Annotated in this window: 18 protein-coding genes; 11 read left to right on the top strand and 7 right to left on the bottom strand. The window is 63.4% G+C overall.

The window, feature by feature from the left end:
• Positions 1–478 precede the first annotated feature (478 nt).
• Positions 479–1,177 carry a response regulator transcription factor gene (locus OO258_RS16800; RefSeq protein ID WP_110747447.1) on the top strand — a complete coding sequence of 233 codons (699 nt, stop codon included), beginning with the start codon at positions 479–481 and terminating at the stop codon, positions 1,175–1,177.
• Positions 1,174–2,781: an ATP-binding protein gene (locus OO258_RS16795; RefSeq protein ID WP_266031726.1), complete on the top strand. Its 1,608-nt coding sequence runs from the start codon at positions 1,174–1,176 to the stop codon at positions 2,779–2,781. Before OO258_RS16800 ends, OO258_RS16795 begins: the two co-directional genes overlap by 4 nt.
• Before the next feature lie 3 nt (positions 2,782–2,784).
• Here OO258_RS16795 and OO258_RS16790 read toward each other — a convergent pair whose 3' ends face one another.
• Together OO258_RS16790 and OO258_RS16785 are read right to left on the bottom strand one after the other, a co-directional pair.
• Positions 2,785–3,486 (bottom strand): 4'-phosphopantetheinyl transferase family protein, encoded by a 702-nt coding sequence (locus OO258_RS16790; protein ID WP_266031725.1) that lies wholly within the window; start codon positions 3,484–3,486, stop codon positions 2,785–2,787.
• An 83-nt stretch (positions 3,487–3,569) separates the two neighbouring features.
• Positions 3,570–4,361 carry a dienelactone hydrolase family protein gene (locus tag OO258_RS16785; protein ID WP_266031723.1) on the bottom strand — a complete coding sequence of 264 codons (792 nt, stop codon included), beginning with the start codon at positions 4,359–4,361 and terminating at the stop codon, positions 3,570–3,572.
• A gap of 129 nt (positions 4,362–4,490) precedes the next feature.
• Between OO258_RS16785 and OO258_RS16780 the strand changes: the two genes are divergently transcribed.
• The 4 genes from OO258_RS16780 to OO258_RS16765 all read left to right on the top strand — a co-directional run bounded on the left by OO258_RS16780 (position 4,491) and on the right by OO258_RS16765 (position 8,837).
• Positions 4,491–5,096 carry an outer membrane protein gene (locus OO258_RS16780; RefSeq protein WP_110747434.1) on the top strand — a complete coding sequence of 202 codons (606 nt, stop codon included), beginning with the start codon at positions 4,491–4,493 and terminating at the stop codon, positions 5,094–5,096.
• A gap of 87 nt (positions 5,097–5,183) precedes the next feature.
• Entirely contained in the window at positions 5,184–5,861 is a 678-nt protein-coding gene (locus OO258_RS16775) for a response regulator (protein ID WP_266031720.1), read from the top strand.
• The gene (locus tag OO258_RS16770; protein ID WP_266031718.1) at positions 5,858–7,204 is read left to right on the top strand and encodes an ATP-binding protein; all 1,347 of its coding nucleotides are present in this window, start codon (positions 5,858–5,860) and stop codon (positions 7,202–7,204) included. Before OO258_RS16775 ends, OO258_RS16770 begins: the two co-directional genes overlap by 4 nt.
• 310 nt (positions 7,205–7,514) lie before the next feature.
• The gene (locus OO258_RS16765; RefSeq protein WP_016712021.1) at positions 7,515–8,837 is read left to right on the top strand and encodes a dicarboxylate/amino acid:cation symporter; all 1,323 of its coding nucleotides are present in this window, start codon (positions 7,515–7,517) and stop codon (positions 8,835–8,837) included.
• Positions 8,838–9,033: 196 nt separating this feature from the next.
• Here OO258_RS16765 and tsaA read toward each other — a convergent pair whose 3' ends face one another.
• From tsaA to OO258_RS16745, 4 genes are all read right to left on the bottom strand, one after another.
• Entirely contained in the window at positions 9,034–9,726 is a 693-nt protein-coding gene (tsaA, locus tag OO258_RS16760) for a tRNA (N6-threonylcarbamoyladenosine(37)-N6)-methyltransferase TrmO (protein ID WP_266031714.1), read from the bottom strand.
• A gap of 6 nt (positions 9,727–9,732) precedes the next feature.
• Positions 9,733–10,194 carry a DUF1456 family protein gene (locus OO258_RS16755; RefSeq protein WP_266031712.1) on the bottom strand — a complete coding sequence of 154 codons (462 nt, stop codon included), beginning with the start codon at positions 10,192–10,194 and terminating at the stop codon, positions 9,733–9,735.
• Between the two features lie 49 nt (positions 10,195–10,243).
• Positions 10,244–10,954, bottom strand: a complete 711-nt coding sequence (locus tag OO258_RS16750) for an rRNA pseudouridine synthase (protein ID WP_110747420.1) — start codon at positions 10,952–10,954, stop codon at positions 10,244–10,246.
• Positions 10,955–11,074: 120 nt separating this feature from the next.
• Positions 11,075–11,530, bottom strand: coding sequence for a GNAT family N-acetyltransferase (locus tag OO258_RS16745; protein WP_266031710.1), 456 nt, complete (start codon positions 11,528–11,530; stop codon positions 11,075–11,077).
• Between the two features lie 198 nt (positions 11,531–11,728).
• On the opposite strand from OO258_RS16745, the gene OO258_RS16740 reads away from it, so the two are divergent.
• The 4 genes from OO258_RS16740 to OO258_RS16725 all read left to right on the top strand — a co-directional run bounded on the left by OO258_RS16740 (position 11,729) and on the right by OO258_RS16725 (position 15,785).
• Entirely contained in the window at positions 11,729–12,364 is a 636-nt protein-coding gene (locus tag OO258_RS16740; protein WP_416309212.1) for a hypothetical protein, read from the top strand.
• Between the two features lie 199 nt (positions 12,365–12,563).
• Positions 12,564–13,409 carry a DUF6502 family protein gene (locus tag OO258_RS16735; protein WP_266031708.1) on the top strand — a complete coding sequence of 282 codons (846 nt, stop codon included), beginning with the start codon at positions 12,564–12,566 and terminating at the stop codon, positions 13,407–13,409.
• A complete protein-coding gene (locus OO258_RS16730) occupies positions 13,406–14,980 on the top strand; it encodes a DUF5666 domain-containing protein (RefSeq protein WP_266031706.1) in 1,575 nt (524 codons plus the stop codon). Before OO258_RS16735 ends, OO258_RS16730 begins: the two co-directional genes overlap by 4 nt.
• A 55-nt stretch (positions 14,981–15,035) precedes the next feature.
• Positions 15,036–15,785, top strand: coding sequence for a hypothetical protein (locus OO258_RS16725; RefSeq protein ID WP_266031704.1), 750 nt, complete (start codon positions 15,036–15,038; stop codon positions 15,783–15,785).
• A gap of 71 nt (positions 15,786–15,856) precedes the next feature.
• Here the strand turns inward: OO258_RS16725 and rimO are convergent, their stop codons facing one another.
• Positions 15,857–17,188: a 30S ribosomal protein S12 methylthiotransferase RimO gene (gene rimO / locus OO258_RS16720; RefSeq protein ID WP_110743828.1), complete on the bottom strand. Its 1,332-nt coding sequence runs from the start codon at positions 17,186–17,188 to the stop codon at positions 15,857–15,859.
• A 235-nt stretch (positions 17,189–17,423) separates the two neighbouring features.
• Here rimO and OO258_RS16715 point away from each other — a divergent pair, with 235 nt between their 5' ends.
• Entirely contained in the window at positions 17,424–19,334 is a 1,911-nt protein-coding gene (locus OO258_RS16715; protein ID WP_266031703.1) for a potassium transporter Kup, read from the top strand.
• Positions 19,335–19,365 lie beyond the last annotated feature (31 nt).

The following is a 19,365-nucleotide window of genomic DNA, read 5'->3' as shown; positions in this document are numbered from 1 at the left end:
TTGTGTGTACTTTGTGAGTGAATGGTGGGTATTCGCTGTAGGCCTTGTGCCAAGTGGTTTGCAGTATTTTTCTGCGTGGTGACGCCCTTGGGCAGTTTTTTTCGGGCGGGATACCTGTCACAAAAAACGGTTCAGTTCAGGGGGCGGTAGGGCATGTCTGAAGATCTGGGGTGCCTGGGAGATCGAGCGCCGCCCGCGCGGCGCATCGCGAGCTGCGCTCGCTCCTACGTTTGTTTCGGGCCAGTTACGCCTGTGACAGGCGCGCGCGACCGCCTTGTGTGTACGACACGATATCGCGCCCTGCGCCAAAGGCGTTCGCGCGCAAATGGCACAGGAATAATTGGCCCGAAACAAATGTAGGAGCGAGCGCAGCTCGCGATGCGCCGCGCGGGCGGCGCTCGGTCTCGCAGGCGCCACCCATCTACAGCCATACTCTCAGCTGCCCTTACACGATCCCAAGAACAACAAGGCCAAAGCCATGGACCACCCCACACCCCGCATCCTCATCGTCGAAGACGACCAGCGCCTCGCCGAGCTCACCGCCGAATACCTGCAGGCCAATGGTTTCGAGGTCGCGGTGGAGGCCGATGGCGCCCGTGCCGCGAGGCGCATCGTCGATAGCCAGCCCGACCTGGTCATCCTCGACCTGATGCTCCCCGGCGAGGACGGCCTGAGCATCTGCCGCCGGGTGCGTACCCAATACCCCGGGCCGATCCTCATGCTCACCGCCCGCAGTGACGAACTCGACCAGGTCCAGGGCCTGGACCTGGGCGCCGACGACTACGTATGCAAGCCAGTACGCCCACGCTTGCTGTTGGCGCGGATCCAGGCCCTGCTGCGCCGCAGTGAAGCGGTGGACAGCAAGCGTCAGGACCTGGCCTTCGGTGCGCTGCGCATCGACAACCGCCTGCGCGAGGCGCGCCTGGGCGAACAGCTGATCGAGCTGACAGGCGCGGAGTTCGACCTCCTCTGGCTACTGGCCAGCAACGCCGGCCGGGTGCTGACCCGCGAGCAGATCTTCACCGCGCTGCGCGGCGTCGGCTACGACGGCCAGGACCGTTCCATCGACATCCGCATTTCGAAAATCCGCCCCAAGATTGGCGATGACCCTGTCCAGCCGCGGCTGATCAAGACCCTGCGTAGCAAGGGCTACCTGTTCGTCGGCGAGGCGCCATGAACAACTCGATCTTCCTACGTATATACGGCGGCATGCTGGCCGTGCTGGTGCTGGTGGCGCTGCTCGGCGTACTCAGCCTGCACCTGGTCAATGAAGTGCGCGCCGCACAGCATCGCGAGGGGCTGGCCCAAGGCACATTCAGTCTGATGGCCGACAACCTGGCCATGCAGGACGAAACCGAACGCAAGCGTTCATTGCTGATCTGGGAACGCTTGCTCGGCGTGCCCCTGGCACTGCAGCCAATGACCGCGCGAAGCCTGGACGGGGGCCAGCGGGCGCGCCTGTACCGCGGGCTGGTGGTGGTCGAGATGACCGGCCCGCATGCCGCAGTCGTGCTGCGCAAGGTCGGTCAGGAAGACCTGCTGCTGGTGGCGCAGATCAAACAGATCAGCGAGCAGCTGGCGCGGGCCACCCTTTACCTGTTGGCCGACGAACTGGTGCGCTACCCGGTGACTGAGCAGCAGCAGCGTCTGGCACATCTAAAAAAGGAAAAGGGCTTCGGCTTTGGCGTGGCCTTGCAGCGCATCGAGCGGGCCAGCCTGGACGATGACCAGCGGCGCCGGGTCGAGGAAGGCGACACGGTGATGGCGCTGGGCAAGGATGGCGACTCGATCCGGGTGTTCGCCGGGTTGGCAGGCTCGCCCTGGGTGCTGGAAATCGGCCCGCTGTACCAGCTCAACCCGTACCCGCCGCAGTTGCTGATCCTGATCGCGTTCCTTGGCCTGTGCCTGATTGGCCTGGTGGTCTACCTGCTGGTGCGCCAGCTGGAGCGCCGCGTGTCGGGCCTGGAAGTTGCTGCTACGCGCATCGCGCAAGGTAGCCTGGACACCCGTGTGCCAGCGGGCGATGCCGACTCGGTAGGGCGCCTGGCCGCGGCCTTCAACGGCATGGCCGAGCATCTGCAGCGTTCGTTGACCATGCAGCGCGAACTGGTGCGGGCGGTTTCCCATGAACTGCGCACGCCGGTGGCGCGCCTGCGTTTTGGCCTGGAGATGATCGAAACCGCCAGCACCGAGCAGGCGCGGGCCAAGCACCTTGCCGGCATGGACGGCGATATCCAGGACCTCGACAAGCTGGTCGACGAAATGCTCACCTACGCGCGCCTGGAGCAGGGCGCTCCGGCCTTGCAGTTCCAGCGCATCGACCTGGATGCCTTGTTCGACCGGGTCATCGAAGAACTGGCGCCACTGCGTGCCGACGTGCGCGTGGTGCGTGGCGAGTGCCAAGGCGCGGATGCCGATGGCGCCTGGGTCGAGGCCGAGCCGCGTTACCTGCACCGGGCGCTGCAGAACCTGGTCGGCAATGCCATGCGCCATGCCGAAGGCGAAGTGCGCCTGAGCTATCAGCTAGGCCAGCAACGTTGCCGCATCGATGTGGAGGATGACGGGCCGGGGATCCCCGAGGGCTTCTGGGACCGTATCTTCACGCCCTTCACCCGCCTTGACGACAGCCGCACCCGCGCTTCGGGCGGGCATGGCCTGGGCCTGTCGATCGTACGGCGGATCATCTACTGGCACGCTGGCCGGGCCACGGTAGGCCGCAGCGAGGCGTTGGGCGGTGCCTGCTTCAGCCTGAACTGGCCACGGCAGCAGGCACCGCTGTAAAGGTCAGACGCTGACCAGGCTAAGCAGGTGGCCGTCCTGCAGGCAGAACTGGCCTTGCACTTCTGCGCCTTGCCGCCACTGCGGTGACAGGTCGGTGAGCAGGCGCAGGCGTGCCAGGCCTTGCGGGGACCAGTCGAGCACTTCTGCGTGTTCGAAGTAGAAGCGTTGGCGAGTCAGTGGGTACAGGGTCTTGAACAAGCTTTCCTTCAGCGAGAACGTCAGGGTCACCGTAAGCCCAAGCTGGCGGCGGTCCAGGCGTTCAAGCTCTGCCGGGATAAGGATTTCACCCATCAGCCGCTCGGCGCGTTCGTCATCCAGCAAGGCTTCCTGATCCAGGCCCAGGCCTTGGCAGCTGTTTTCGTCGGCGACCACCGCGGCGGCCCAGCCCTTGCCGTGTGTGATCGAGCCATGAATACCGGCGGGCCATATGGGCGAGCGGTCTTCGTGGGTGCCGGGCACGTAGTCGCGGCCGTCAAGGCGCTGCAGGGCGGCACGGGCGCACACGCGGCCGGCCAGGTATTCGGCTTGGCGCTTGGCCACCGAGCGCAGCAGGCTGGCGCTGGGCAGCACGCCAGCGCGCTGGAAGTCGTCGGCGGACAAGTGGGCAGGGTCGAAGGCACAACTGACCAGTACCGCGCCGGGCAATGGGCGGGGCAGCGGCCAGTGGTGCTGGAGCGGGGCGCAGCAGGCGGGAAGTGTGTTCATGGCGGCTATTGTGCCAGCTGTGCAAGCGCTAAGGGAGGAGACGTGGCAACGACTCCTTGTAGCCACAACGATTGCGCAAGCTTTTACTTGAACACCTTCTTGAAAAACGTCTGCATATCCGCCCAGGAGCTCTCGTCCGCCGCCTTGTTATAGCCAATGTCCGGCCCGCCATGGTCGCCATGGCTCAAGCGGTCTGCATCCGGGTTGGTAAACCCGTGCTTGGCCCCTTCGATACTGACGAACTGGTAGTTGACCTTGGCCGCATCCATTTCCGCCTTGAACGCGTCCACCTGCTGCTGGGTGACCATGCTGTCCGCAGCGCCATGTTCAACCAGGATGTCCGCGCGCACTACGCCAGGCTTGGCCGGGGTCTGGGTGGCCAACGCGCCATGGAAGCTCACCACACCGTCCAGTTTCTCTCCCCGGCGTGCGGCATCGAGCACCACTTTGCCGCCAAAGCAGTAGCCCACAGCGCCCAGTTGATGCTTGTTGACGTTCGGCTGCTTTTTCAGCAGCTCCAGGCCAGCGTCGAAGCGCGCTGCTGCCGCGGCCGGGTCTTTCAACGCTTCGGTCATGAACGCCTGGGCATCCTGCGGATGCTCGGTGTGCTTGCCATCGCCGTACATGTCGATGGCCAGCGCTTTATAGCCCAGGGCCGCAAGATCTCGTGCACGACGCTTGGCATAGTCGTTCAGGCCCCACCATTCATGCACCACGACGATGCCTGGGCGTTTGCCGTCCAGCGCATCGTCGTAGGCGTAGTAGCCGACCAGGCGGTTGCCGTCGGCGTCCTGGTAGGGGATCTCGCGGGTCACTACTGCCGCCTGGGCGAGGGCGGCGCTGCACATCAGGGTCAGGGCCAGCAGGGCACGCATCTTTACTACTCCTTGTCTTGCAGACAGTTCGTTCAGCCGGGGTTCAGCCAGGGTTCAGTCGCGGTTCAGGGTGCCCTCCTTACTCTAGCTTCCAGACCGAAACAGCGCACTCAACTGGAGTAACCCGCCATGAAAACCTTCAACACCCTGCTTGCCGCCATGGCCGTCTGTGCCGCTGGCATCACCACCGCCCAGGCCGCCGACGATAACTTTGCCAGCTTGACCTATGGCCAGACCAGCGACAAGGTTCGCAAATCCGGCCTGCTGCAGCGCAACACCGATCACCTCAATACTGACGGCATCATCGGCAAGGATGACACCTGGGGTGTGCGTGTGGGCAAGATCAACGACCAGGGTCGCTACTACATGACCTATGACAACGTCTCGGGCGACCACAGTGGCCTGAAACTGCGCCAGGAAAACCTGCTGGGCAGCTACGACCTGTTCCTGCCCGTGGGGGATACCACCAAGCTGTTTGGGGGTGGCAGCCTGGGCATGACCAAGCTCACCCAGGACTCGCCAGGCGCCAGTCGCGATACCGACTACGGTTATGCCTACGGCCTGCAGGCCGGGGTGATCCAGGACATCACCGACAAAGCCTCGGTCGAGCTGGGCTACCGTTACCTGCGCACCAACGCCGCCACTGAAGTGGGCGCGCATGGCGGGCCGAAGGATGGCACCCTGCGCCTGACCAGCAGTGCCCAGACTTACCTGGCAGCAAGCTACAAGTTCTGACGCGCGAGCCGGGTTATCCTGTACCGGCCCTTTCGGCGGCGTGCCCGCGAAAGGGCCGGTACAGGCAATACACACAAGGAGCTGCACATGAAACTGCTGGTGGTCGAGGACGAAGCCCTGCTTCGCCATCACCTCTACACCCGCCTGGGCGAAAGCGGCCATGTGGTCGAAGCGGTTGCCGATGCCGAGGAGGCGCTGTACCAGGCCGGCCAGTACCATTTTGACCTGGCCATCATCGATCTGGGCCTGCCCGGCATCAGTGGCCTCGAGCTGATTACGCGCCTGCGCAGCCAGGACAAGACTTTCCCTATCCTTATTCTGACCGCCCGCGGCAATTGGCAGGACAAGGTCGAAGGCCTGGCTGCCGGGGCCGACGACTACCTGGTCAAGCCGTTCCAGTTCGAAGAGCTTGAAGCCCGGCTCAATGCCCTGCTGCGCCGGTCCAGCGGCTTCACCCAGTCGACCATCGCCGCCGGCCCACTGGTGCTCGACCTCAATCGCAAACAGGCCACCCTCGACCAACAGCCGCTGGCGCTGACCGCCTACGAATACCGCATCCTCGAATACCTCATGCGCCATCATCAGCAGGTCGTGGCCAAGGACCGCCTGATGGAGCAGCTGTACCCGGGCGACGAGGAACGCGACCCCAATGTCATCGAGGTACTGGTCGGCCGCCTGCGCCGCAAGCTTGAGGGCGAGCAGGGTTTCAAACCCATCGATACCGTTCGCGGCCTTGGCTACCTGTTCACCGAGCGCTGCAGATGATCCGCTCGCTGCGGGTGCGCCTGATGCTGGCTGCCGCAGTGCTGGCGTTGCTGTTCATGCTGGCGTTGCTGCCAGCCTTGCAGAAGGCCTTCAGCCTGGCGTTGCAGGAGGCCATCGAGCAGCGTCTGGCTTCGGACGTGACTACGCTGATATCCGCCGCGCGCATCGAGCATGGCCAGTTGCAGATGCCGGCGTTGTTGCCGGACGAGCGTTACAACCTGCCGTACACCGGGCTGCTCGGGTATATCTTCGACCGCGACGGCAACCTGGTCTGGCAGTCACGCGCCACGGCTGACCGGCATATCAACTATCGCCCGCGCTATGACGGGCGCGGCAACGAATTTGCCCGCATTCACCAGTCCGATGGTGAAGAGTTCTTCGTCTACGATGTCGAGATCCGTCTGCTGGGTGGCCAGAGCGCCGCCTACAGCATTGTCGCCCTGCAGCCGGTGAGCGAGTACACAGCCACCCTCAATGGCCTGCGCGAAAAGCTGTATCTGGGTTTTGGCGCTGCCTTGCTGGCGCTGATGGTGCTGCTCTGGGCCGGACTGACCTGGGGCCTGCGCTCGTTGCGCCGGCTCAGCCACGAACTGGACGAGGTGGAAGCGGGCGCCCGTGATGGCCTGAGCGGCGAGCACCCGCGCGAGTTGCTGCGCCTGACCCGCTCGCTCAACCGCCTGTTGCGCAGTGAGCGCGAGCAACGTACACGCTACCGCGATTCGCTGGACGACCTGGCGCACAGCCTGAAAACCCCACTGGCGGTGCTGCAAGGCGTGGGCGAAAGCCTGCAGCAGCGCAGTGGCGAACGCGAGCAGGCGCGGGTGCTGCAAAGCCAGATCGAGCGCATGAGCCAGCAGATCGACTACCAGCTACAGCGCGCCAGCCTGCGCAAGAGCGGCCTGGTGCGTCACAGTGTGTTGGTGCGGCCGTTGCTCGACAGCCTGTGCAACACCTTGGCCAAGGTCTACCGCGACAAGCGGGTCAGCGTTGTCCTTGAACTGCCAGACACGGCACAAGTGCCGATGGAGCAGGGCGCCTTGCTGGAAATGCTCGGCAACCTGCTGGAGAACGCCTACCGGCTGAGCCTGGGGCAAGTGCGGGTGAGCCTGGAGCAAGCGCCAGGGCTGCTGGTCCTGTGTATCGAGGATGATGGGCCGGGGGTGCCGGCCGACCAGCGTGAGCGCATCCTGGAGCGCGGCGAGCGGCTGGACAGCCAGCATCCTGGGCAGGGCATCGGGTTGGCGGTGGTCAAGGACATCGTCGACAGCTATGACGCCGAGCTCAGCCTGGGGGATTCTCCATTAGGGGGGGCTGCGTTCAGGATCACCTTCAATCTGGACTGATCCCTGTTGCTACGTACCCCCTGAATGGGCGGATTCCCGCCAACCCCCCTGTACAAATCCCGCCAACGGGCGGAAATCCGCCAGCCTTCCTCAGCCAAATCGCCCTGTCGTTGGGCATTTATCCCAGGCAAATGCGGCCTTTGCACCCTTGGTGGGCACTTTGGCACCACCCTTGCTATTGATCCTTGCAGAGGCCTGCCCAGGCAGCTCGAACACAACGACAAATCCCTCCAGGTGCAGGAGGGTTAGCGATTCAGGTGCCCCATCACCCTGGGAAGGGTGAAAACCGGCACACTTGAGGAAATTAGCCATGACGACACGTCAGCCGCTGTACAAATCCCTGTATGTTCAGGTGTTGGTCGCCATCACCATCGGCATCCTGCTCGGCCACTATTATCCGGAAACGGGCGTCGCCCTCAAACCTTTGGGTGACGGCTTCGTCAAACTGATCAAGATGGTTATCGCCCCGATCATCTTCTGTACCGTGGTCAGCGGCATTGCAGGCATGCAGAGCATGAAATCGGTCGGCAAGACCGGCGGCTACGCGCTGCTGTATTTTGAGATCGTCTCCACCATCGCCCTGATCATCGGCCTTGTCGTCGTCAACGTGGTCAAGCCTGGCGCTGGCATGCACATCGACGTCAGCACCCTGAACGCCAGCAGCGTGGCTGCCTACGCCGCCGCCGGCGCGCAGCAGACCACTGTCGGCTTCCTGCTGAACGTGATCCCCAACACCGTGGTCGGCGCCTTCGCCAATGGCGACATCCTGCAGGTGCTGATGTTCTCGGTACTGTTCGGCTTCGCCCTGCACCGCCTGGGCAGCTACGGCAAGCCAGTACTGGACATGATCGACCGCTTCGCCCATGTCATGTTCAACATCATCAACATGATCATGAAGCTGGCCCCGATCGGTGCCTTCGGTGCCATGGCCTTCACCATTGGCCAGTACGGCGTTGGTTCGCTGGTGCAGCTGGGCTACCTGATGGCCTGCTTCTATATCACCTGCCTGCTGTTCGTGCTGGTGGTGCTGGGCGGTATCTGCCGTGCCCACGGCTTCAGCGTACTCAAGCTGATCCGCTACATCCGTGAAGAACTGCTGATCGTGCTGGGCACTTCGTCCTCGGAGTCGGCCCTGCCGCGTATGCTGGCCAAGATGGAGCGCCTGGGTGCGAAGAAGTCGGTGGTTGGCCTGGTCATCCCGACCGGTTACTCGTTCAACCTTGACGGCACCTCGATCTACCTGACCATGGCTGCGGTATTCATCGCCCAGGCCACCGACACCACCATGGACATCACCCACCAGATCACGCTGCTGCTGGTGCTGCTGGTGGCTTCCAAAGGTGCTGCGGGCGTCACCGGCTCGGGCTTCATCGTCCTGGCCGCCACCCTGTCGGCCGTTGGCCACCTGCCGGTCGCTGGCCTGGCGCTGATCCTTGGTATCGACCGCTTCATGTCCGAAGCCCGCGCCCTGACCAACCTGGTCGGCAACGCCGTTGCCACCGTGGTCGTGGCCAAGTGGGTCAAGGAAATGGACAACGACAAGTTGGCTTCGGAGCTGGCCTCTGGCGGTGCACCGCTGATCGATACCCGTCCGACCGACGACCTGGGCGTGGCTGAAGGCCCGGCTCGTTGATAGCCGGTTGAAATGAGAAAGGCGACCCAAGGGTCGCCTTTTTCGTATCTGCGCGGTCCTTTGTGGGAGCGGCCTTGCGTCGCGAAAGGGCTGCGCAGCAGCCCCGGCGACCTTGCAGGATGGCTGAAATCTTGGGGCCGCTGCGCAGCCCTTTCGCGACGCAAGGCCGCTCCCACACAGGGCGATGCGGTGGCCTTCAGCCCAGCACCACCTCCAACACCCGGATCTGCTCCGGGTGCGGGTAATGCCACCGCACCTGCACATCCCAGAACCTCACCCCATACACCCGCTCGGCCGGGGGTGTCTGGTAGGCCGGCCGTGGGTCCTGCGCCAGGCATTGCTCGATCAGCTCCACCAGCGGCTCGCCCAGCCGCAGCGCATGATCGCGGGCCTGGGGCAGGGCGCTGTCGGCCCACTGTACGGCAATTGCCGCAGGCGCGGCGCTGGCCATCTGGTTGCTGGCACCGGGGATACTGTCGGCGTAGGGTACATAGGGCTTGATATCCAGCACCGGTGTGCCGTCAAGCAGGTCGATCCCGGACAGCAACAGGCGCCCAGGCTCCACGCCCTCCAGGCGCACCACCGACTGGCCGATGCCATTGGGCCGGTGGGTCGCGCGGGTGGCGAACACACCCATGCTCTTGTTGCCGCCCAGCCGCGGTGGCCGCACCTTCAGGCGCGGCTTGTCCTCCAGGGCCTGGTGGAACAGGAACAGCAGCCATACGTGGCTGACCTGCTCCAGGCCTTCGACCGCGTCACCCTGGTCGAACGGCGGCAGCAGCTCGAGTACGCCGCGGGCAGCGGGCGCCAGCTGCGGTTGGCGCGGGATGGCGAACTTTTCCTTGAAGCACGAGCGGACGATGCCGACCGGGGCAACCGTATGCTGCATGGCCACTCAGCCGCGCACGCGCAGGGTCAGGCCCTTGAGGAAGTTACGCAGCAACTGGTCGCCGCATGGTCGGTAGTTTTCGTGGCCAGCCTTGCGGAACAACGCGCTGAGCTCGGGCTTGCTGACCGGGAAATTGACTGCCTTGAGTATCGCGTGCAGGTCGTCTTCCTTGAGTTCAAAGGCCACTCGCAGCTTCTTGAGGATCTGGTTATTGGTGACCGGCAGCTCGATCGGCTGGGGCGGGCGGCTGTCGTCCTTGCCACGGCGGTAGATCACCAGGCCGTCGAGGAAGTGCGCCATCACCCGTTCCGGGCAGCGCACAAAACCTTCCTCTTCTTCTTTCTTCAGGTAGGTGGCCAGCACCAGGGGATGCACTTCGAGGCCGGAGAGCCCGATGATCTCGGCCATCTTGGCGTCGTTCACCTTGAGCATGTAGCGCAGGCTGCGCAGGACATCATTGTGGTTCATTGCTGCAGAATCCTGTTCAGGTGCCGCGCGTTCCAGCGCGGCGTATTGCTTAGAAACGTTCGGTAGTGGCCACGTAGCGCCATTGGCCCAGGGGCAACTTGCCCATCGATACGCCACCCAGGCGAATGCGGCGCATGCCTACCAGCTCCAGGCGCAGGTAAGCACACAGTTCGGCAATTTGCCCGGGCTGCGGGTTTTTCAGGGCCATGCGCAGGTGGGTCTCGTTCTGCCAGCTGGCCTTGGCCTTGGGCAGTTCGCGGTCATTGCGTGTCGCGCCGCGCGCCAGGCGTTCCAGTGCCTGGGGCGTGGTCTCGCCGCGCACTTCAACGATGAATTCCTGCTCTAGACGGCGCAGGTCGGCTTCGATCTTGCGGGTTACCCGCCAGTCCTGGGTGAACACCTGCAGGCCGCTGGCGCCGCGCTCCAGCGGGGCCACGCAAGCCTGCCGGGCAAAATGCCCGTGCAGGGCACGCACGCCTTCGCGATGGGCCTCGCTCAGGCTGCCCATGTTCATGCTGGCGCGGGCAGTTTCACTGTCGACGCCGGCCGGCTGGTTCAGCAGCAGGGTCACCGGCTCCAGTGTTTCAGCCCGGGCGCCCGGCAGCAGCTCGACGTGCTGCGCTTCGACCTTGAACTGCGGCTGCTCGACCACCACGCCATCGACCGTTACCCAGCCTCCTTCAATGTACTGCTCGGCCTCGCGGCGGGAGCAGCCAAGTTGCTCGATAAGGCGTTTGGACAGGCGGACGGGTTCGGACATGGGGCAATTCGCAAAGGCAGGGAAAGACCACCATTGTACCTGCCCCTACGCGCTTGATGATGGGAATCTGTGTCAGATGCGCCATTTTGGGCACATGACGCGGCACTTTCGGACGAAGCCTCAGGGCGCTGTACGCATCAGCCTCATGTGCAGCAGGGGGTAGGGCTGGCCCAGGCCGTCGGTTGCCGAACGGCCGATCACTTCGAAGCCTTCATGCAGGTAGAAACCCAGCGCTTGCGGGTTCTGCTCGTTGACATCCAGGCGCTCGGCATTCAGTTCGGTGATGGCATAGCGCAGCAGGCGCTTGCCAACCCCTTGGCCGCGGTAGCCCGGTGCGACGAACAGCATGTCCACGCGCCCGTTGGCGACCCCGGCGAAACCACAGATACGCTGGCGGTCCTTGCAGCAGACCAGCATCACCGCGTCGAGGTAGCGGCGCAGCACGTGTTCGCGCAGCAGCACGATATACCCCTCTGGCAGAAAGTCATGGGTGGCGCGTACCGAGTCTTCCCACACTTGAACCAGTTCGCTGTAATCACTCAAGCGCGGGGTTTGCAGCGTCAGCAGCGCAGGCATGCCGTTGTTCCTCCATGGCGGTAGGGAAAACATAGCAGGCCAACCACCGGTCGGCTTGATCGCACAGCACTTGAAGGCCAGGCTGGCGAGGACTATTACTTTGGTGTGGGAAAAAATCCCACGCAAGGAAAACAACAAACTAACAACAGAATTCCTGACTGATTTGGCGTTCTCGTGGCGAAGCCCTGGAGACGAACTATGCAAATCCACCTGCTGTTCAAGAAGGCCCTACTCGCGGTAGCCGTAACTGGCGTGCTGTCGACGTCGATTGTGTTGATCCCTGACTCGATTTCCCAGGGTTCCAGTGCCTACGCCAAAGATGGCGGCGGCGGTGGTGGCCATGGTGGTGGTGGCGGAAGCGGTGGTGGCGGTGGTCACGGCGGTGGTGGCGGAAGCGGTGGTGGCGGTGGCCACGGCGGTGGTGGCGGAAGCGGTGGTGGCGGTGGTCACGGCGGTGGTGGCGGAAGCGGTGGTGGCGGTGGCCACGGCGGTGGTGGCGGAAGCGGTGGCGGCGGTGGCCACGGTGGTGGCGGAAGCGGAAGCGGCGGTGGCCACGGCAATGGCGGCGAAGGTGGTGGTCATGCCGGCAACAGTGGCAGTGGCCATGATGGCCGAGCCCACGACGGCAATTCGAACGCTGGGCGCAGTAGCAATCATGCTGAAGCGGGTGACGATCATGGCAACCATGTCGGCGGTGAGCCCGGAGATGATCATGGTAATCATGTCGGCGGTGAGCCTGGCGATGACCACGGCAATCATGTTGGCGGTGAACCAGGTGATGATAACGGCAACCATGTGGGTGGCGAACCGGGTGATGACAACAGCAGAAGCTGATTGGAGCTGACTCGCAGCGGCCCATGCAAAAAACAGCGGACGGGTTTTGCATGGTCAGCTTCCGGCCTGTCTGGCCATTACCATGTCCTTGCGATGAGCGCCGACAGTTTGTTCTTGTACCTGTCGGGAAGTACCTGCAGTTTATGTGGGATAATTTCCCGCGTTGTATGCTGGATTCCTCTGTCAAGGAACGCGCTCAATGCAATCGCCTACCTTGCCCCCGTCGATGTTAAGCGCACTGCGGCGTGTCATGCGCCCGCTGGTGCGCCTGATGCTGCGCAAAGGGGTTACCTACACAATGTTCGGCGACCTGCTCAAGCAAGTGTTCGTCGACGTGGCCCATCACGAGTTTCGCCTGAACGACACTCCGCCAACCGATAGCCGCATCAGCTTGCTTACAGGCGTACATCGCAAGGATGTCCGGCGGCTGCGCAGTGATGCGGGCAAGGCGCCCGAGGCCCTGCCGGCAAACATTACCCTGGGCGCACAGTTGGTCAGCGTCTGGACCACGAGCCCACCGTTTTGCTCGGCGCCTGGCCAGGCGCTGCCGCTGCCCCGGCTGGCCAGCGTGGGTGGCGATTGCTCGTTCGATGCCCTGGTGGCCAAGGTCAGCACCGATATCCGGGGCAGGGTGGTGCTGGATGAGTGGTTGCGCCTGGGTGTAGTGCGGCTGGACGAGCAGGATTGTGTGCACCTGGAAGCTCAGGCATTCGTGCCACAGAAGGGCTTTGCCGAGAAGGCGGCGTACTTCGGCCACAACCTGCACGATCATGCCTGCGCTGCGGTGCACAACCTGAGTTGCGAGGGCCAGCCGTTCTTTGAGCGCAGCGTGCACTATGATGCCCTGAGCGCGGCCAGCGTCGAGCATCTGCGTGACGTGGTGGCCAAGGACGGCATGCAGACGCTGCTAGCCTTCAGCCGGCTTGCTGCGGAGCTGGAAAGCGTCGACACGCCCAGTGACGAGCAGCGTCAGCGCATTACTGTCGGGCTTTATTTCTACACTGAAGCTACCGACCCCGATTCGTCGAAGACACCCGGCCCATGACCCTTCTTGCGCGCTTCCTCAGTGCCGTCACGTGCGCCCTGGTTTTCGGGGTGAACCTGCTGGCGCCTGCCGAGGTGGCCGCAGCGCCGGTGTGTGTCAGCCGGGATGAAGTGGGGATGGCCGGTGCCGCAGGCCTGCAGTTTCCAGGCGGTACTGGCGGGACCGGTGTACGCAGCGAAAACGGCGGTGTCGGAGGAACGGGTGCGCCACTTCCGCAACGCCCCGGCGGCACCGGCGGCACGGGGGCGGTTGCCGAAGGTGTGGACGGTCTCTACTTAGATCACAGCCAAGGCGGGGTGGGCGGTACCGGTGCGCCAATCCTGGGCCCGGGCGGCACGGGTATCGTTGGCACCATCACCGGGTTCGCCTCAATCTGCGTAAACGGCATGGAAGTGCACTACGGCAAGGACGTACCGGTGAGTGAGAACGGTGCCCCTGCCCACACGGGCCATCTGGCGATCGGCCAGGTGGTGGCGGTCGAGGCATTCGCCACCCAGCGCGGCCTGCAAGCAGGGCGTATTTCGATTCTCCACGTGTTTGAAGGGCCGTTGACCGCGCTGCCCAATGCCTCGGCACCGCTACGGGTCATGGGCCAACCTGTGCGGCTTGCTGCTGGCGCGCGGGTAGCTGAAGGGTTGCGCCCAGGTGAGCCGGTCAGGGTCAGTGGCCTGCGGGATGCCCGCGGCGAAGTGGTGGCGACCCGTATCGAACGCGCACCTGGCCTCAAAGAGGCCAGTGCCATTGGTGCAGTGGATAGCCCAGGCAGCTTGCAGGGGCTGAAACTGGGAACCCGGATAGCCCCGGCTCGGGAGCTGCTGGTGCGCGGCCAGTGGACGGGGCGCCAGCTGGAGGTGGCGCAAGCTCGCCCAGACCCGAGCCTGCCGTTTGCTGGGCGTGCCCGGCAAGTTGTGGTCGAAGGACTGGTGCAGCGCACACAGGCGCGGCAATGGGTGGTCGCCGGCATTAATGTGACGCTGGGGCACCAGACCGTGATTGTCGGCAGGCAACCTGCTGCCTTTGCGCTTGATCAACGCGTCCGGGTGAGTGGGGTGCTCAATGGCAGCCATGAACTGCAGGCAACCCGCCTGGAGTTCCAGGGTGACCGTGCCGAGAATCCGGACAGAGGGCACTCAGGGCATGGCAGCGGGCAGGGCAGTAATGGTGGTGGCTCCAGTGGCAGCGGCCATGGCGCGAGCGATGCCACCCACGTTCGTAGTGAAAGCAATGATGACCACAGTGGGCGGGGCAGCTCTGACCGTGTTGACACGTCTGGCAAGTCCGAACAGGTCGATACCGTGGAATCACGCGAGAACACCGCCAGTGGCCGCTCCGATCGGGTGGAGAAGGCCGAAGTCGAAAAGGTTGAAAAAGTCGAGAAGGTAGAGAAGGTCGGGAAACCGGACAAAGTCGAGAAGGTTGAGAAAGTCGAGAAAATTGAGAAACCTGAAAAGGTCGAGAAGGTCGAGAAGGTCGAAAAGGTCGAAAAAGTAGAAAAAGTAGAAAAAGTAGAAAAGCCGGAAAAGGTAGAGCCCCTCGAAAAAGTAGAGCATCCAGAGCGATCGGGGCGGTAGCCAACTAGGCTGGGGTAAGGTCGATCACACTTGCCAAACAGGTACTGAGATGCCGATGAGACCTGCGCTTACTCTTATCGCCTGCGCGCTGTCATGTACCGGTGCTTCAGCCGTGGCCGATAGTTTCAGCATCGCCACGGGATTGGACTATTCCAGCGGTGACTATGGCACCGGTACCACGTCGGAGATCTGGTACCTCCCGGTGGTTGGCAAATATGAGGCTGGGCCCATGACCTACAAAGTCACCGTGCCCTGGTTACACATCACCAACCCTGAAGTAGGCCCCAGTGGTGACCCTTTGCCCGGCGGTTGCCATGATGTAGAAAGCGGGCTGGGCGATACGGTTGCCAGTGCCGGGTATGCGTTGCTCGACGGCAGTGACGGCGGGCTGATGCTGGACCTGATCGGCAAGGTCAAATTCCCCACCGCTGATGAAGACCAGTGCTTGGGCACCGGCGAGTACGATTACACCGCTCAGGTCGACATCACCAAAGGCTTTGGCCTTGTCACCGGCTTCGCCACACTAGGCTGGAAAAAGTTTGGCGACCCGCCTGACAGCAAGTTCGACGACCCGATCTTCGCCAGCCTCGGTTTCGCCTTGCCGGTGGCTGTCGGCACATCGGCAGGCGCCTCCTATGATTGGCGGCAGAAAGTGGTCTCGACCGGCTCGCAGATCCGGGAGCTGACCCTGTTCCTCACCCATAAGCTTAACCAGCAGTGGAAAGTCCAACTCTATGCGGTCAAGGGCTTCTCGGATGCCAGCCCGGATGCCGAGGGCGGGCTGATGCTGTTTCACACGTTCTGACGAAAAAGCCCCTGCCCCGATGCTTCCCTGTGGGGACGCCGGGGCAGGGGCTTTTCAGGCTTCAACCGTTTTTAGACAGGCTCGGCCCACATGTCGTATTCGTCGGCATCCACCACACGGCAACGTACTTTGTCGCCTGGCTTGAAGCCGTGGTCGCCGTCGATGAACACGCTGCCGTCGATTTCCGGCGCATCGAAGAAGCTGCGGCCCACCGAACCTTGTTCTTCCACTTCGTCGATCAGCACCTCGATTTCCTTGCCGATGCGCAGTTGCAGGCGGGCAGTGCTGATGGCCTGCTGGTGGGCCATGAAGCGGTCCCAGCGCTCTTGCTTGACGTCGTCCGGTACTTCGGCCAGGCCCAGGTCGTTGGCCGGGGCGCCTTCCACCGGCGAGTACTGGAAGCAGCCCACGCGGTCGAGCTGGGCTTCGGTCAGCCAGTCCAGCAGGTACTGGAAGTCTTCCTCGGTCTCGCCCGGGAAGCCGACGATGAAGGTAGAGCGGATCACCAGCTCAGGGCACTGCTCGCGCCAGTTCTTGATGCGCGCCAGGGTGCGGTCTTCGAAGGCCGGGCGCTTCATCGACTTGAGCACTTTCGGGCTGGCGTGCTGGAACGGTATGTCCAGGTACGGCAGGATCTTGCCGGCAGCCATCAGCGGGATCACGTCATCGACGTTCGGGTAGGGGTATACATAGTGCAGGCGGACCCAGGCCCCCAGGCTGCTCAGTGCTTCGCACAGTTCGAGCATGCGGGTCTTGACCGGGCGGCCGTTCCAGAAGTCGGTCTTGTACTTGACGTCGACGCCGTAGGCACTGGTGTCCTGGGAGATCACCAGAATTTCCTTCACCCCGGCCTTGACCAGGCGCTCGGCCTCGCTCAGCACTTCACCCACCGGGCGGCTGACCAGCTTGCCGCGCATCGACGGAATGATGCAGAAGCTGCAGCTGTGGTTGCAGCCTTCGGAAATTTTCAGGTAGGCGTAGTGGCGCGGGGTCAGCTTGACGCCCTGTGGCGGCACCAGGTCGATCAGTGGGTTGTGGTCCTGGCGCGGCGGCACGACCTCGTGCACTGCGTTGACCACCTGCTCGTACTGCTGCGGACCGGTGACCGACAGCACGCTTGGGTGCACGTCACGAATGTTGCCTTCTTCGACGCCCATGCAGCCGGTGACGATGACCTTGCCGTTTTCCTTGATCGCTTCGCCGATCACTTCGAGCGATTCGGCCTTGGCGCTGTCGATGAAGCCGCAGGTGTTGACCACCACCACGTCGGCGTCCTCGTAGGTGGGCACGACTTCATAGCCTTCCATGCGCAGCTGGGTCAGGATGCGCTCGGAATCGACCAGGGCTTTTGGGCAACCCAGGCTTACGAAACCTACCTTGGGGGTGGCGGGCGTGGTGGACATGACTAACCTCGGTATTGAATGCAGGTCGCCCGGCCGGAGTCGGGGGCGATCTTGATGGGCGCTATTGGCGCCTCTGATCAAAAAGTGCGCAATTCTAGCGAGCGCACGGTCGCTTGACCAGCAGAAATACGACGAACGCTGCGCTATGCTTCGCGCCGTTGCGCCAAGGTCCAGTCGAGGGCCTGGTGGCGAAGTGAATACTAAAGGCCGTTAAGGCCGTCTGCGGGAGTGGTCGATGGTTCAGGCAAGCAGTCACGCTGAGGGCGGGCACGAGGGGAAGCAGGGCGCGGCGCGGTCCGTGGGCCTGCTCGTGGCAGCGGTCGGGGTGGTTTATGGCGATATCGGCACCAGCCCTCTGTATACCCTCAAGGAAGTCTTCACCGGCGGTTACGGGGTGCCGGTCAACCATGATGGCGTGCTGGGGATCCTGTCGCTGATCCTTTGGTCGCTGTTGTGGGTGGTGTCGTTCAAGTATGTGATGTTCATCCTGCGCGCCGACAACCAAGGCGAGGGCGGTACCATGGCACTGACCGCGCTGGCGCGGCGGGCCACGGCGGCCTACCCGCGGTTGCGTACGCTGATGGTGATCTGTGGCCTGATCGGTGCTTCGCTGTTCTATGGCGACAGCATGATCACCCCGGCGGTGTCGGTGCTGTCGGCGGTGGAGGGCATGGGCCTGGCGTTCGACGGCATCGACCACTGGGTAGTGCCAATTTCGCTGGTGGTGCTGGTGGCACTGTTCCTGGTGCAGAAGCACGGCACCGAGAAGATCGGCAAGCTGTTTGGCCCGATCATGGTCACCTGGTTCGTGGTGCTGGGCGCGTTGGGGGTGCATGGCATCTCGCAGACCCCTGAAGTGCTCAAGGCCGTCAACCCCGGCTGGGCGGTCAACTTCTTTGTGGTGCACCCGGGCATGGGCGTGGCCATCCTCGGCGCGGTGGTGCTGGCGCTGACCGGTGCCGAGGCGCTGTACGCTGACATGGGGCACTTTGGCCGCAAGCCGATCGCCAGGGCCTGGTTCATCCTGGTGCTGCCGGCGCTGGTGCTCAACTATTTTGGCCAGGGCGCTTTGCTGCTGCAAAACCCGGAGGCGGCGCGCAACCCGTTCTACCTGCTGGCCCCGGGCTGGGCGCTGCTGCCATTGGTGGGGCTGGCCACCTTGGCCACGGTAATTGCTTCGCAGGCGGTAATTTCCGGTGCCTTCTCCCTGACCCGCCAGGCCATCCAGCTGGGCTACATCCCACGCATGCATATCCAGCACACCTCCAGTGACGAACAGGGGCAGATCTACATCGGTGCAGTGAACTGGACGCTGATGGTCGGTGTGGTGCTGCTGGTGATTGGCTTCGAATCGTCTGGCGCCCTGGCGGCAGCCTACGGGGTGGCGGTAACGGGCACCATGCTGATGACCACTGTTCTGGTGTCGGCGGTGATGTTGCTGCTGTGGAAGTGGCCACCGGTGCTGGCGGTGCCCATCCTGATAGGTTTCCTGTTCGTCGATGGGCTGTTCTTCGCCGCCAACGTGCCGAAAATCTTCCAGGGCGGTGCCTTCCCGGTGTTGGCCGGGGGTGTGCTGTTCCTGTTGATGAGCACCTGGAAGCGCGGCAAGCAGATCCTGGTAGAGCGCATCGATGAAGGCGCCCTGCCGCTACCGCTGTTCATCAGCAGTATCCGCATCCAGCCGCCGCACCGGGTCGAAGGCACGGCGGTGTTCCTTACCGCGCGCTCCGATGCCGTGCCGCATGCGTTGTTGCACAACATGCTGCACAACCAGGTGCTGCATACCCAGGTGGTGTTGCTGACAGTGGTCAGCGAGGATCGGCCTCGCGTACCGGAGCACGAACGCTTTGAGGTGGAGGCGTATGGTGACGGGTTCTTCCGCGTGCTGCTGCACTTTGGCTTCATGGATGAGCCAGATGTGCCGGCGGCGTTGAAGCTGTGTCACCTGGATGACCTCGACTTCACGCCGATGCGCACCACTTACTTCCTCAGCCGCGAGACGGTGATCGCTTCACGGCTGGAGGGGATGTCGCGCTGGCGTGGCAACCTGTTCGCGTTCCTGCTGAAGAATGCCAACGGTAACCTGCGCTTTTTCAACCTGCCGCTGAACCGGGTGATCGAGCTGGGGACCCAGGTCGAGATCTGATTGCCAAGGGGCCGCAAAGCGGCCCCTGTCA

Origin of the sequence: Pseudomonas sp. DCB_BI, assembly GCF_026240995.1 — a bacterium.
Lineage (GTDB): Bacteria > Pseudomonadota > Gammaproteobacteria > Pseudomonadales > Pseudomonadaceae > Aquipseudomonas.
Note: the sequence above shows the minus strand (reverse complement) of the source record. Positions and strands in the feature narration are given on the sequence as shown.